This window comes from Streptomyces carminius, assembly GCF_002794255.1.
Classification (GTDB): Bacteria; Actinomycetota; Actinomycetes; order Streptomycetales; family Streptomycetaceae; genus Streptomyces; species Streptomyces carminius.
Window position 1 is genome coordinate 133,995 of sequence record NZ_PGGW01000066.1, and the last position, 13,659, is coordinate 147,653.

Annotated in this window: 13 protein-coding genes; 8 read left to right on the top strand and 5 right to left on the bottom strand. The window is 71.4% G+C overall.

Features of this window, described 5'->3' with window-relative positions:
* The first annotated feature begins 465 nt into the window (after window positions 1-465).
* Window positions 466-1,533 (top strand): polysaccharide deacetylase family protein, encoded by a 1,068-nt coding sequence (locus CUT44_RS23795; protein ID WP_100203965.1) that lies wholly within the window; start codon window positions 466-468, stop codon window positions 1,531-1,533.
* Window positions 1,534-1,564: 31 nt separating this feature from the next.
* Here the strand turns inward: CUT44_RS23795 and CUT44_RS23800 are convergent, their stop codons facing one another.
* On the bottom strand, window positions 1,565-2,170 hold the full coding sequence (locus tag CUT44_RS23800) for a GNAT family N-acetyltransferase (RefSeq protein ID WP_100203966.1): 606 nt from the start codon (window positions 2,168-2,170) through the stop codon (window positions 1,565-1,567).
* 200 nt (window positions 2,171-2,370) lie between these two features.
* Between CUT44_RS23800 and CUT44_RS23805 the strand changes: the two genes are divergently transcribed.
* Window positions 2,371-3,459, top strand: a complete 1,089-nt coding sequence (locus tag CUT44_RS23805) for a GDSL-type esterase/lipase family protein (protein WP_100203967.1) — start codon at window positions 2,371-2,373, stop codon at window positions 3,457-3,459.
* Between the two features lie 27 nt (window positions 3,460-3,486).
* On the opposite strand, the gene CUT44_RS23810 is transcribed toward CUT44_RS23805, so the two are convergent.
* Window positions 3,487-4,116 carry an ATP-binding protein gene (locus tag CUT44_RS23810; RefSeq protein ID WP_408646788.1) on the bottom strand — a complete coding sequence of 210 codons (630 nt, stop codon included), beginning with the start codon at window positions 4,114-4,116 and terminating at the stop codon, window positions 3,487-3,489.
* A 226-nt stretch (window positions 4,117-4,342) separates the two neighbouring features.
* Between CUT44_RS23810 and CUT44_RS23815 the strand changes: the two genes are divergently transcribed.
* Window positions 4,343-4,588, top strand: a complete 246-nt coding sequence (locus CUT44_RS23815) for a DUF397 domain-containing protein (RefSeq protein ID WP_100203969.1) — start codon at window positions 4,343-4,345, stop codon at window positions 4,586-4,588.
* Between the two features lie 135 nt (window positions 4,589-4,723).
* Window positions 4,724-5,629 carry a helix-turn-helix domain-containing protein gene (locus CUT44_RS23820; protein WP_100203970.1) on the top strand — a complete coding sequence of 302 codons (906 nt, stop codon included), beginning with the start codon at window positions 4,724-4,726 and terminating at the stop codon, window positions 5,627-5,629.
* Between the two features lie 72 nt (window positions 5,630-5,701).
* Here CUT44_RS23820 and CUT44_RS23825 read toward each other — a convergent pair whose 3' ends face one another.
* Together CUT44_RS23825 and CUT44_RS23830 are read right to left on the bottom strand one after the other, a co-directional pair.
* Window positions 5,702-6,517, bottom strand: a complete 816-nt coding sequence (locus tag CUT44_RS23825; RefSeq protein WP_100203971.1) for an SAM-dependent methyltransferase — start codon at window positions 6,515-6,517, stop codon at window positions 5,702-5,704.
* A 289-nt stretch (window positions 6,518-6,806) separates the two neighbouring features.
* Entirely contained in the window at window positions 6,807-7,823 is a 1,017-nt protein-coding gene (locus CUT44_RS23830) for a LacI family DNA-binding transcriptional regulator (protein ID WP_100203972.1), read from the bottom strand.
* A gap of 288 nt (window positions 7,824-8,111) precedes the next feature.
* Here CUT44_RS23830 and CUT44_RS23835 point away from each other — a divergent pair, with 288 nt between their 5' ends.
* The 4 genes from CUT44_RS23835 (at window position 8,112) to CUT44_RS23850 (ending at window position 13,044) form a co-directional block, all read left to right on the top strand.
* Entirely contained in the window at window positions 8,112-9,413 is a 1,302-nt protein-coding gene (locus CUT44_RS23835) for an ABC transporter substrate-binding protein (protein WP_100203973.1), read from the top strand.
* A gap of 109 nt (window positions 9,414-9,522) precedes the next feature.
* Window positions 9,523-10,539 carry a carbohydrate ABC transporter permease gene (locus CUT44_RS23840; RefSeq protein WP_100203974.1) on the top strand — a complete coding sequence of 339 codons (1,017 nt, stop codon included), beginning with the start codon at window positions 9,523-9,525 and terminating at the stop codon, window positions 10,537-10,539.
* Between the two features lie 18 nt (window positions 10,540-10,557).
* On the top strand, window positions 10,558-11,484 hold the full coding sequence (locus CUT44_RS23845; protein ID WP_100203975.1) for a carbohydrate ABC transporter permease: 927 nt from the start codon (window positions 10,558-10,560) through the stop codon (window positions 11,482-11,484).
* A gap of 105 nt (window positions 11,485-11,589) precedes the next feature.
* Entirely contained in the window at window positions 11,590-13,044 is a 1,455-nt protein-coding gene (locus tag CUT44_RS23850; RefSeq protein ID WP_100204074.1) for a GH1 family beta-glucosidase, read from the top strand.
* 33 nt (window positions 13,045-13,077) lie between these two features.
* Here CUT44_RS23850 and CUT44_RS23855 read toward each other — a convergent pair whose 3' ends face one another.
* Window positions 13,078-13,635: a hypothetical protein gene (locus CUT44_RS23855; protein WP_100203976.1), complete on the bottom strand. Its 558-nt coding sequence runs from the start codon at window positions 13,633-13,635 to the stop codon at window positions 13,078-13,080.
* Window positions 13,636-13,659: the final 24 nt, after the last annotated feature.

Genomic DNA, 13,659 nt, shown 5'->3' on the forward strand with positions numbered 1-13,659 from the left:
CCGTGCCGCGCCGGGCCCCCGCCTCCCTGGCCCGCCCGTCCCCTCCGCCCTCCCCGCCCGTCGCTCCGCGCGACACGGGGAACCTCCTGCGTGCGGGGGGCGCCGGTGTCCTACGAGGCCGGCTCCGCCCGGGCCGGGACGCCACGGCCCTGCGGGCCGGGGCGGGGAGGCCGGTGTCCGCTCCCGGACGGGGCGAACCGTACGCCTTGACAGGCCCGGCGGCTCCGCGTGCCCATGCGGTCCTCACCGCCCGTGCTCCGGCGGTCCTCCGCCCGAGGGCTGGACCGCGCACCTCGTCCAGGACGCGTCCGCGCCCGGTGGGGCCTCGTGCGCACGGTCCGTCGAACGGCACGGGGTCCACCGTTCGGCCGAGCGTGACGAGAGAATCACGCGCCGCTGTCCGAGGCTGAGGAAGACACCCGGCGACCGGCCGGGTCGCTTGACAACCGACGCCCGGAGAGTCCCATGCGCCGTTTTCCCCGAAGCGACCGCGCGGCCCTGGCCGCGGTCGCCGTACTCCTCACCGGCTGCTCGGCGGCCGGCTCCACCGACCCCGGCCGCTTCGACTTCAAGGGGGGCATCACAGGGAAGGGGACGGGAGACAGAGCCGCACAGGCGCCCGTCGAGGCCGGGAAGCCCGGCGACACCGACCCGGCGAGCGTGGGAGCCAACGAGCTGGGCGCGGTACCGGTGCTGATGTACCACCGGGTCACCGACGAGCCGCTGGGTGTGGACGACCGCACCCCGGAGGACTTCCGCGCCGAGCTGGAACGACTGGCCCGGGAGGGGTACGTGCCGGTCACCGCCCGGGAGTTCACCGGTGGCGAGATGGACATACCCGCCGGCACCCACCCGGTGGTCATCACCTTCGACGACTCCCAGCCCAGCCAGTTCCGGCTGGACGCCGACGGCCGTCCCGACCCCGGCACCGCGGTCGGCATCCTGCTGGACGTCGCGGAGCGGTATCCGGGGTTCCGGCCCGTGGCCACCTTCTTCGTCAACGAGGACCCGTTCCGCGACCCCGGCGGGCGTAAGACGCTCCCGTGGCTGCACGACCACGGTTTCGAGATCGGCAACCACACCCTGCGCCACACCCTCCTGGAGACCGCCGGGGAGGAGTGGGTCCGCTGGGACACAGCCGCGATCCAGTGGGAGATCCACAAGGTCCTGCCCGGGGTGCCGGTGGTGTCGATGGCCCTTCCCTACGGCTCGATGCCCAGTCCCCGGGACCTCGCCCGCAGCGGTGAGTACGACGGGGTGCGCTACCGGCACCAGGGGGTCTACCTGGCCGGTGCCGGACCCGCGCCCTCGCCGTACGACGCCGGGTTCGACCCCGGCGCCATCCCCCGCATCCGCTCCCAGGACGACACCGGCCCGGACGCCTCGTACGGTTCGCTGGCCTGGCTCGACCGGCTGGCCGACGGCACGGTCGAGCGGTACACCTCCGACGGGGACCCGGAGCGGATCAGCTTCCCCCGTTCCCGGGCGGACCGGCTCGGCGCCGCCCACCGGGACGCCGCCCGGCCGTACTGACCCGGCTCCGGGCGTACCGGCCCCCGTCCGGTCAGTCCCGGCCCAGGGAGCGCACGATCATCACGTGCGGCCGCCAGCCGGGGTACGGCTCCATCCGGCCGACCGGCTCGAACCCGTACTTGGCGTAGGTGGCGAGCATGACCTCGTTGTCCGCGGCCACCAGGGCCGCGGCCCGCTCCTCCCGGCGCTCGGCGAGGAAGGCCTCGAAGAGACGCTGCCCCACCTTGGCGCGGCGCCACCGCGGACGCACCAGCAGTTCGCACACACCGACCGTGCGGTTCGGGTACTCGCGGGTGAACTCCGGGCCGGGGTCGGGGGTCAGCCCGTCCCACCACAGGGAGCCGGCGGGCAGGGTGTAGCCGTAGAGGAAACCGGCGACCGGGTCGCCGGCGTCGCCCGACGGGCCCTCCAGCGCGGCCGTCAGCAGGAATCCGGGCCGCTCCCGGTGGCGGGACAGCCGCTCCGAGATGGGCGGGTCGCTGTGGTCCGGCAGCCCGAGTGCCTGGGTGTAGACCTCCTCGTAGGCCTCGGCCCACCGGGTGGCGTCCGCCGCGAGGTCGGCGCCGCCGAAGTGCCGGACGGTGAGGGTGGCCGGTGCGGCGTCGGCCACCGTCGGCAGGGTGCGGGAAGGGAACACGGGTCTCTCCTCGGAAGTCGCCGGATGTTCGGACGTTAGGCAAGCCTTCCCTAAGCTATCGTGACGCCCTCTCAGGGGAGAACGTGGGAGCGGGAGAAGGAGAGGGCCCGGTGTCTTGACGCGTCCCTGGTGTGCTGGCTTGATGCTCATGGGTGGGAGCGCTCCCACCTCGCTGACGGACCTGCTGGAAGGACCTGGACATGCGCAGTGGACACGTCTTACGGGCGGCGCTGACCGCCCTGGCGACGGGACTCGCCCTCCTCGGCGCGGGACCGTCCGCGGCGGGCGCGGCCCCCGGGGCGCCCGAGAGGACGCAGGTGTCGTCCGCGGCCGCACCGGTGCGGATCATGCCGCTGGGCGACTCCATCACCGGCTCGCCGGGCTGCTGGCGCTCGGTGCTGTGGAACCGGCTGCAGGAGGCCGGGTACACCGGCATCGACTTCGTGGGGACGCTCGGTCCCCAGGGCTGCGGGCGGCCCTACGACGGCGACAACGAGGGGCACGGCGGCGCACTGGTGACCGATGTGGCCGACCAGGGCCGACTCCCCGGCTGGCTGGCCGCCACCCGGCCCGATATCGTTGTCATGCACTTCGGCACCAACGACGTCTGGAGCGGCCGTTCCCCCGATGCCGTCCTGGCCGCCTACAGCACCCTGGTGGACCAGATGCGGGCGAGCAATCCGGACATGAAGGTGCTCGTCGCGCAGATCATCCCGATGAACCCCGCCACCTGCGCCGAGTGCGCCCGGCGCGTGGTGGCGCTCAACGAGCGGATCCCGGCCTGGGCCGAGGCCGAGAGCACCCCTGACTCCCCGGTGACCGCCGTCGACCAGTGGACCGGTTTCAGCACCGCGAGCGACACCTACGACGGAGTCCACCCCAACGCCTCCGGCGACGACAGGATCGCCGCCCGCTGGTTCCCGGCCCTGGCCGGGCTGCTGGACGGCGGCACGGGCGACCCGGGCGACCCGGGGGCCGGCTGCACGGCCTCGTTCCGTGCGGTGTCGACCTGGCGGGGCGGCTACCAGGGCGAGGTGACGGCGCGCAACTCCGGTGCGGCGCCGCTGTCCGGCTGGACGGTGCGGATCGTCCCGGCGGACGGCGGGCGGGTCACCCAGGTCCGGAACGCCATGCTCGACACCGCCGCCACCACGGCCGGCACGGCCACCGTGCGCAGCGGCACCTGGAACGGAACGCTCTCCGCCGGGGACAGCGTCTCCTTCGGCTTCATCGCGTCCGCCGGATCCGCCTCGGCCACGGTCGGCCGCGCCGCCGCCGACACGGTCTGACGGCACCCTCCCGCCTCGGCGGCGCGGTCACCCCGGGGAGGGCGCCCCGGGGTGGTGGCACGCACGGCTCGCCGGGACCGTGGCCCAGACCGTCTTGCCGCCGCTGCCGGGCGGGGACCAGCCCCAGTTCTGGCTCAGCGCGTCGATGATGTGCAGTCCGCGCCCGGTCTCGGACAACTGGCCGGGCTGTCCGAGGACCGGCGCGGCGGGACTCGGGTCGGAGACCGCGCACAGCAGCGTGGGGCCCCGCCACAGCAGGCCCAGCCGGACGGGGCCCTCGAAGGGCCGTTCGGAGCGCTCCGCGGGGAGCGGGGGGCGGGGGGTGGCGGTCGTCCCGTGGCGCAGGGCGTTGCCCACCAGTTCGGACACGATGACCGCGACATCGTCGACGAGCGGGGCCAGACCCCAGCCCCGCAGGGTCTCCCCGGTGAACTCGCGGGCGGCGGCGACGTCCCGCGGGGCGGGACCGAAGCCGCGTACCGCGATCCGGCCGTCCGCCGTTCCGTCCGCCGTCCCGTCCGGTGCGGCGGTGCGGCGGAAGGCGGCGGTACGGGGGCGGAGGAAGGCCGGGGGTCTGGGAGCGGAGACGCGGCACCCGGCCGAACCCGGCCAGTCACTGGTGAGGACGGCCGGCAGAACGTCACTCACCGGAGTCATCGGATGCGCTGTCATCGCGGTCTCCCACCGTGCCTGTTGGGAAGTCGGCACGAGAATCGGCCTGTTGGGGCTACTATCCCGACTGCCGCATGCGGCTGCAAGCGCATCTGCACTTACAGATGTAATTGCAATCGGGGCGGTTCGTGTGCGTAAAGTAACGTGACGTCATGTCCGCGGCCTGATCCGGAGGGACGACGGAGGGGCCGCGGCCGGTGAGAGGCGGACCATGGAGCAGATCGTCAACGGCGTGCGGGCCACGGAGATCCAGGGCGCGCGCTGGCGGAAGAGCCACCACAGCAACCCCAACGGCAACTGCGTCGAGCTGGCCCCGCTGCCGGACGGCGGGGTGGCGGTGCGCAACTCCCGTCACCCCGGCGGGCCCGCCCTGGTGTACACCCGGGAGGAGATGGTCGCCTTCCTGCGGGGAGCCAAGGACGGGGACTTCGACGACATGGTCGGACGGGTCGGGTAGCCGGGCAGGGGTGCGTCCGGGTGAGGGGACGGGTGAACAGTGCGCCCGGGCGGCGCCGGTTCGGTGCGTTCGCTGTACGGCCCGATACCGACAGTGGCACACTGAGTGCCTGTCCCCTCACCCAGGAGAGCGCGCATGGCCGCCGACCCTAGTGGCTCTTTGTCGATAAAACGCTACATCGAGCATCCCAAGGGGAGTCCGACGGTCCTGCGGCTGGTCATCGGGGCTCAGTTGCGGCGGCTGCGCAAGGAGTGCGGCATCGACCTCGAGGCGGCGGCCAAGGCGATCCGCGGCTCCACCGCGAAGGTCAGCCGTCTGGAGCGGGGCCAGGGCGCCTGCAAGGAACGCGACGTGGCGGACCTGCTCACGCTCTACGGGGTGCTGGACGAGGAGGAGCGGGCCGACTTCCTGGCGCTGACCCGCCGCACCAGCACCCGCGGCTGGTGGCACCAGTACAGCGACGTCCTGCCGAACTGGTTCGACCGGCACATCGGCCTGGAGGAGGCCGCGCAGCTCATCCGCACCTACGAGGTGCAGTTCGTGCCCGGTCTGCTGCAGACGGAGGAGTACGCCCGCACCGTGGTCCTCCTGGGACATCCCCGAGCCTCCGCCGAGGAGAACGAGCGCCGGGTCCGGCTGCGGATGGAGCGTCAGGAACTGCTCGGCCGGCCGGACGCGCCCAGGCTGTGGGCCGTCCTGGACGAGGGGGCGCTGCGCCGCCGGCTCGGCGGCCCCGGGGTGATGCGCGACCAGTTCCGCCATCTGGTCGAGATGGCCGGGCGGCCGAACGTCACCATCCAGGTGGCTCCGTTCAGCATCAGTGACCTGGCCGCGGCGGGCGGGCCGGTGACCATCCTGCGCTTCCCCGAGCCCGATCTGCCCGACGTGGTCTACCTGGAGCAGCTGACCAGCGCCCTCTATCTGGACAAGGAGGAGGACGTCGACCACTACCTGTCCATCATGGACCGGCTGTGCGCGGCGGCCCAGACGCCCGCACGCAGCCTGGAGTTCCTGACGGAACTCCTCGACGAACTCGGCTGACCGGCGGACGTGCGGGAGGCCGGGAACCGGTCCGACCGGTTCCCGGCCTCCCGCACGTCCGCCCCGGGCGGCTCAGGGTCTGCGGCCGACGCCGCCGTACTCCTGCCACTCCCAGGTGGTCTGCTTCGGGCCGACGTCGGAGTCGGGCCGCCAGGTGGAGACCTCCACCAGACCGGGCTCGAGGACCTCCAGCCCTTCGAAGAACCCGTCCACCTCGCGCGGTTCCCGGACCCGGCCCCAGTTGCCGCCGGTGCTCTCCGCCATGAAGTCGGTCACGGCCCTGCGGGTTTCGGAATCCTCGCTGACCAACTGGCAGACCACCAGGAGACTGCCCGGTGCCAGCCGGCCGGCCACCCGCCGGACCAGGCCGGCCGGGTCGTCGGCGTCGGGGATGCAGTGCAGGACGGAGACGAACAGCGCGGCGACGGGCTGGTCGAAGTCGATCAGCCGGACGGTGTCGGGGTGGCCGAGGATGCCCTCGGTGTCCCGCATGTCCGCCTGTATGACGGTGGTGTTCTCGTTCTCCTCCAGCAGGGCGCGGCCGTGCGCGAGGACGATCGGGTCGTTGTCCACGTAGACCACCCGGCAGCCCTTGTCCACCTGCTGTGCGACCTGGTGGACGTTGTCCTGGGTGGGCAGACCGGAACCGTGGTCGATGAACTGCCTTATCCCGTAGTCCCGGGCCAGAACCCGGACCACGCGCTGCAGGAACCGGCGGTTGTTGAGAGCCAGGGCCTGAGTGCTGGGAACGACCTTGAGGAGTTCGTCCACGGCCTCGCGGTCGACGGAGTAGTTGTTCTTGCCGCCCAGGATGTGGTCGTACATACGGGCGACACTGGGAACATTGACGTCGATCTTGTCGGGCAGCGGATCCCTGGCCTGATTCATTCGGGCCTTCACAACCTTCCCGCCTGGAGGACGCGTTGAGGACTGGGCGGAGTTCGCCGGGTGGGGGCCCATGCTGCCAGTTCCGGCGCTCCTCCGCTGCGGAAAGCGAAACCAGGTGGGCACCAGGTGGTGGAAAGTGTCCGGAAAGCTCGGCCGGAGGGCAACTCCGGGTGGCCTCCGGCGAGTTCGGCGGTGAGGAACGCTGCGACGGCGGGCGGGCCCGCCGTGCGCGGCTCCCGGCCGGTGCTCCGCCCTACCCGCTCCACCGTGGCGGGGCGGGCGGTGCGGCTCAGGACGAGTCGCGTACGACGAGCGAGGTGGGCAGCACCACGTTGTGCCGGGCGCTGCCGGGCTTCTCGATCTCCTGCAGCAGCAGCTCGGTGATCGTCCTGCCGATCTTCTCGATGGGCTGCCGCACGCTGGTCAGGGGCGGATCGGTGTGCCGGGCGATGATCGAGTCGTCGAAACCGACCACCGCCACGTCGTCCGGCACCCGGCGGCCCTGTCTGCGCAGTTCGGCCAGGGCGCCCGCCGCCATCACGTCCGAGGCGGCGAAGACCGCGTCCAGGCGGGGACTGCGCTCCAGGAGGGCGCGCATGGCGGTCCGGCCACCCTGCTCGGTGAAGTCGGCGGGTGCCACCAGTTCGTCGCCGGCCCGGTGGCCGGCCTCCCGCAACGCGTCCCGCCAGCCCAGCAGCCGGCTGTCGCCGACGTCCATGTCCAGCGGACCGGCGATGGTCGCGATCCGGTTCCGGCCGCGCTCCAGCAGATGGCGCACCGCCTCGCAGGCGCCTCCCACGTTGTCCGAATGCACATGGTTCAGCGGCTCGTCGGGGGAGCGGCGGCCGGCCAGCACGGTCGGCAGGCCGAGCTTCTCCAGCAGGTCGGGCAGGGGGTCGTCACGGTGCACCGAGACCAGGAGCACACCGTCCACCCGGCGGGCGGTGAGGAAGCGGGTGAGCTGGTCCTTCTCCCGCTGGTCGCGCACCAGGGTGAGCAGCAGCTGGAGCTGGGTGCCCACCAGGCCGTTGCTGACCCCGCGGATCACGGCGGAGAAGTAGGGCTCGGAGCCCAGCCGGCTCTCCGACTCCGGGATGACCAGGGCGATGGAGTCGGTCCGGCTGGTGACCAGCGAACGGGCGACGGAGTTGGGCACATAGCCGAGTTCGGTGATCGCGGCCTGTACCGCGGCCCTGGCCTCGTCGCTGACCAGGGGAGAGCCGTTGAGAACGCGGGAGACGGTGGTGCGTCCCACGCCGGCCCGCGCCGCCACGGTCTTGATGGTCGGCCGCTGGGTGACCCCCATGGCTTATCCCCGCCTCCTCGATCTGTCGCCCCGTGCACGGCGCTCACCAGCGCATTGTGCCAGAGGCGCCATTGCGGGCCTGTTGCGCGCGAGAGCCCCTGGTGACGTTCCGGCAACGGAATCGACTTCACTTATTGACATCGGTCTCACGGGAGGCGAGTCTTCCACAACCCGATGGGAGCGATCCCACCGCCGAGTGGGAACGATTCCACTCCCGTCACTGTGTTCCGGTGCGCCCTGATGAGTCCGGAGCGCGGTGTCCGGACATCGTCGCTAGAAGGAGACGCCATGGGCAGAGCCCACAAGCTGTTCGGTACAAGAGTCGTAGCCGTCGCGTCGGCTGCCGCCCTCACGCTCGTGGCGGGCTGTTCGAGCGGCGACGACAGCGGCAGCGGAAAGACCGAGGACGGCAAGACCGTCATCACCATGGGCCTGTTCGGTGTCATGGGTATCAAGGAGACCGGCCTCCTCGACAAGTACATGGAGGAGAACCCGGACATCGTCATCAAGGAAGAGATCGCCGGTGACGAGCAGACCTACTACACGGCGCTGCAGACCCGGCTGGCCGCCGGCAGCGGTCTGAAGGACATCCAGGGCATCGAGATCGGCCGGGCCAAGGAGCTCGCCGACACCCGTGCCGACAAGTTCGCCGACCTCGCGGACCTGTCGGGCACCGACCACTTCCTGCCCTGGAAGCAGAGCCAGGTCACCACCGGCGAGGGCAGGGTCATCGGCCTGGGCACGGACATCGGTCCGATGGCGGTGTGCTACCGCAAGGACATGTTCGAGCAGGCGGGCCTGCCCAGCGACCGCGAGGAGGTCGCCAAGCTCTGGGACGGCGACTGGTCGAAGTACGTCGAGGTCGGTAAGGACTTCGAGAAGAACTTCAAGGGCGACGCCGCCTTCCTGGACAGCGCCAGCGGCCTGTTCAACGCCATGATCTACGGCAGCTCGGAGCAGTTCTACAACAAGGACGGCGAGCTGATCTACCAGGACAACCCGGTCGTCAAGGACGCCTGGGAGCTGTCCACCGCGGCGGCCCAGGACGGCCTGACGGCCAAGCTGCGCCAGTTCCAGCCCGGCTGGGACCCCGGTCTGTCCAACAGCAGCTTCGCCACCACCGTCTGCCCGGCGTGGATGCTCGCCCACATCAGCGAGAAGGCCGGCGACGCCAACAAGGGCAAGTGGGACGTCGCCAAGGCTCCCAAGGGCGCCAACTGGGGCGGCTCCTTCCTGGGCGTCATGGAGAACAGCAAGGTGAAGGAAGAGGCCAAGAAGCTGGTGGCCTGGCTGACCGCACCGGAGCAGCAGGAGCACATCTTCAAGGAGATCGGCAACTTCCCCTCCTCCGCGAAGGCCCTGGAGTCCCCGGCGGTGACCGAGGCGAAGTCCGAGTACTTCAACAACGCCCCGATCGGGCAGATCTTCGGCGCCGCGGCCAAGGACATCCCCGACGAGCAGGTGCTCGGCCCGAAGGACGGCACCATCAAGGACACCTTCTCCCAGGGCCTCCAGCTCGTAGAGCAGGGCAAGAGCCCGGAGGAGGCGTGGAAGACCACCGACGAGCGCATCAAGAAGGCCGTCGACTGATCCGCTCCACCCGTCCCTGAGGTCCCCGGTGGCACCGCCTCCCCGCGCGGCCACCGGGGGCCTCGTCCCCACCGTCTCCACCACGCACTTTCCAGGAAGGAAGCCCTCCGTGGCCACCTCCACCTCGGCTCCCGGCGTCGACGGGCCGCAGAGCGGGCCGGCCGGCCCCACGAAGGAGAGCCCCGACGACCGGAACGGGGCGCGCCCCCGGCAGGCGTGGCGCACTCTTCTCCACCGTTTCGACATCAGGGCGGCGCCCTACGCGTTCGTCGCCCCCTTCTTCGTCGTCTTCGGCGCCTTCAGCCTCTACCCGCTGGTCTACACGGCGTGGATCTCCCTCCACGACGTGGAGCTGGCGACCATGGACGTCATGGACTGGGAGGGCTTCGGGAACTACACGGAGCTCTGGCAGGACGAACGCTTCTGGAACGCGCTGGCGAACACCTTCACCATCGGCGTGCTCTCCACCGTTCCCCAGCTGCTGATGGCTCTCGGCCTGGCGCACCTGCTGAACTACAAGCTGAAGGGCTCGGCCTTCTTCCGGGTCGCCGCCCTGACGCCCTACGCGACCTCGATCGCCGCCGCCGCGCTGGTGTTCACCATGCTCTTCGAGCGCGACTTCGGAATGATCAACTGGTTCCTGAGCCTGTTCGGGGTCGACAACGTCGACTGGGAGAACAGCAAGTGGCCCGCCCAGTTCGCGATCTCCACCATCGTGATCTGGCGGTGGACCGGCTACAACGCCCTGCTGTACCTGGCCGCGATGCAGGCCATCCCCCAGGACCGGTACGAGGCGGCGGCCATCGACGGCGCGTCGCGCTGGCAGCAGTTCACCAAGGTCACCATCCCCGGCATCCGCTCCACGATCGTCTTCACCATCGTGCTGTCCACCATCGGCGCCACCCAGCTCTTCGGCGAGCCGCTGATCTTCGGCCAGGGCCCGAACGGTGTCAGCGGCGGGGCGGACAACCAGTACCAGACGCTCGGCCTGCTGCTGTACGAGGAGGGCTGGAAGAACTACGAGATGGGGCGGGCCGCCACGGTCGCCTGGGCGATGTTCCTCCTGCTCATCCTCGTCTTCGTCCTGCAGCGCGTCGTCAAGCGCGTCAAGTCCCGCACGTCCTGACCAGGGAGCGGTAATCCCATGACCACCGACACCGCCCGCCCCCGGGCGGACGTACCCGAGCCGATCGCGGACACCGTTTCGCCCACGAGCCGCCGGCTCCGCATGTCCCTGCGCCCGAAGGCCGGACAGCAGCAGAAGGCCGGGCCCGTGGCCTACATCCTGCTCGGGCTGGCCGCGCTGTTCTCCCTGTTCCCGCTGTACTGGACGATGGTGGCGGCCTCCACGGACAACACCCGGGTCTCCCAGACCCCGCCGCCGTTCCTCCCCGGCCCCAACCTGTTCAAGAACCTCTCGGCCGCCTGGCAGGACGCGGCGATGGGCACGGCGCTGGTCAACAGCTTCATCGTCGCCACCACGATCGCCCTGTCCACCGTCCTGTTCGCCACCCTGGCCGGCTTCGCCTTCGCCAAGCTGCGCTTCCGCGGCCGCAACATCCTGCTGATGCTGGTCATCGGCACGATGCTGGTGCCGCCGCAGCTGAGCGTCGTACCGCTGTTCATGATGATGACCGAGCTGGGCTGGGGCCAGAAGCTGCCCGCCGTCATCTTCCCCACCCTGGTCAGCGCCGTCGGCGTGTTCTTCATGCGGCAGTACCTGCTGGAGGCGCTGCCCGACGAGCTCATCGAGGCCGGCCGGGTGGACGGGGCGCACAGCCTGCGGATCTTCTGGAGCGTCGTCCTGCCGGTCGCCCGCCCCGCGATGGCGGTGATCTTCATGATCACCTTCGTGCACGCCTGGAACGACTTCTTCTGGCCCTTCATCGTGCTCGACATGACCAACCCCACGATTCCGGTGGCCCTGACCCAGCTCAGCGCGGGATACGTGCGCGACCAGTCGCTCATCATGGCCGGCGCCCTGCTGGGCACCCTGCCGCTGCTGGTGATGTTCATCGCCTTCGGCAAGCAGATCGTCGGCGGCATCATGCAGGGCGCGGTCAAGGGCTGACGCCCCCGGCCCGGCGCACCGCGCCGGGCCGGCCCTTCCCGCACCCCTCTCTCCACTTCTCTTGCAAACCCCCTTACACGATTCGAAGGAAGGACCTTCGTGGCCATTTCCTCCCACACCGCCGAGCCCGCCGCGCAGGCCCAGGGCGTCCGGGTGTTCCCACCGGACTTCGTCTGGGGCACCGCGACCGCCGCCTACCAGATCGAGGGCGCCGCGAACGAGGACGGCCGCACTCCCTCCATCTGGGACACCTACTCCCGTACCCCGGGGAAGGTGCGCAACGGGGACACCGGCGACATCGCCTGTGACCACTACCACCTCTGGCGTGACGACCTCGCGATCATGTCCGAGCTCGGTGTGGGCGCGTACCGCTTCTCCGTCTCCTGGCCGCGCGTCCAGCCCGGCGGCAGCGGACCCGCCTCCGCCAAGGGCCTGGACTTCTACAGCCGCCTGGTGGACGGACTGCTGGAGCGGGGCATCCGGCCCGTGGCCACCCTCTACCACTGGGACCTGCCCCAGGAGCTGGAGGACGCCGGGGGCTGGCCGGAGCGCGCCACCGCCGAGCGGTTCGCGGAGTACGCCTCCCTCGTCGCCGGCGCGCTCGGCGACCGCGTCAAGACCTGGACGACGCTCAACGAGCCGTGGTGCTCGGCCTTCCTCGGCTACAGCTCCGGCGTCCACGCCCCCGGCCGCACCGACCAGGCCGCCGCGCTGCGCGCCGTCCACCACCTCAACCTGGCCCACGGCCTGGGCACCCAGGCACTGCGTGCCGTGCTGCCCGCCGACGCCCAGACCTCCGTCACGCTCAACCTGCACCACGTGCGGTCCCTGACCGACAACCCCGAGGACCTCGACGCGGCACGCCGCATCGACGGCGTGGCCAACCGGGTCTTCACCGGCCCCATGCTGCGCGGGGAGTACCCCGAGGACGTCCTGCGCGACACCGCGCACCTGACGGACTGGTCGTTCGTGCGCGAGGGCGACACCGAGGCGATCCACCAGCCGATCGACTTCCTGGGCGTCAACTACTACAGCCCCACCCTCGTCTCCGCCGCCTCCGGCCCCGGTTCCCACGGCGACGACGGCCACGGGGTGAGCGAGCACAGCCCCTGGCCGGGCGCCGACGACGTGGCCTTCCACAGCACGCCCGGCCCCCGCACGGCCATGGGCTGGACGGTGGACCCCGACGGCATGTACGAGCTGTTGTGCCGGGTGCGCGACGACTTCCCCGGGACACCGGTGATGATCACCGAGAACGGCGCGGCGTTCGACGACTACGTCAACCCCGAGGGCCGGGTCGTCGACCCGGAGCGCATCTCCTACCTGCACGGCCACCTGTCGGCGGTGCACCGGGCCGTCCAGGACGGCGCGGACGTGCGCGGCTACTTCCTGTGGTCCCTGCTGGACAACTTCGAGTGGGGCTACGGCTACAGCAAGCGGTTCGGCGCGGTGTACGTCGACTACGCCACCCGCCGGCGCATCCCCAAGGAGAGCGCCCGCTGGTACGCCGGGGTGGTCCGCGACAACGCGGTGCCGCCGGCCCCCGGTACCGAGGGCTGAGCGGGACCGCTGCCACGCGGAGAAAGGCCCCGGTCAGCCGGGGCCTTTCTCCGGAACCGGCTCCGGAGCCGTCGCCGAGGGCCGGGGTGACGGGGAGACGGCCCAGGAGGGAAGGGGGACCGGCGGTTCGCAGCGTCCCTCGCGGACCCGCACGCGGCTCCGGTCGTCGAAGGGTCCCTCCCGCGGAGGGTCCGGCGGCCGGATCCGGAGGCAGAGGACGTCGTCGGACTCGGCCACGCCGTCCGCGCGGATGTCGTAGAGGCCGTGCCGGCTGCTGTACCGCTTGACGTGGACCCCGCCGGAGGGGGTCCGAGCGCCCCTGCGCGCCACGATCGCGTCCCTGACCGCCGCCTCGGCCGCGCGGTCGGGGACATCGGGGCCGGGGAGGAGGTGCGGATACGCCTCCAGGGCGGAGGCCGCGGCGTGGACGGCGTCCTCCAGCTCGTCGTCGTCCCAGGTCGCCCTGTCGTACCACACGCTCAGAACGACGATCCCGGCGACGGCCGCCAGCCCCGCGGCCGTCAGGACCGCGGGCCGGCGGAGGACCCGGGGCAGGTCCCACCGCCCTTCGCGCCGCTGTTCACCCTCCACGGCCGCACCCTACGGCCGGGCGCC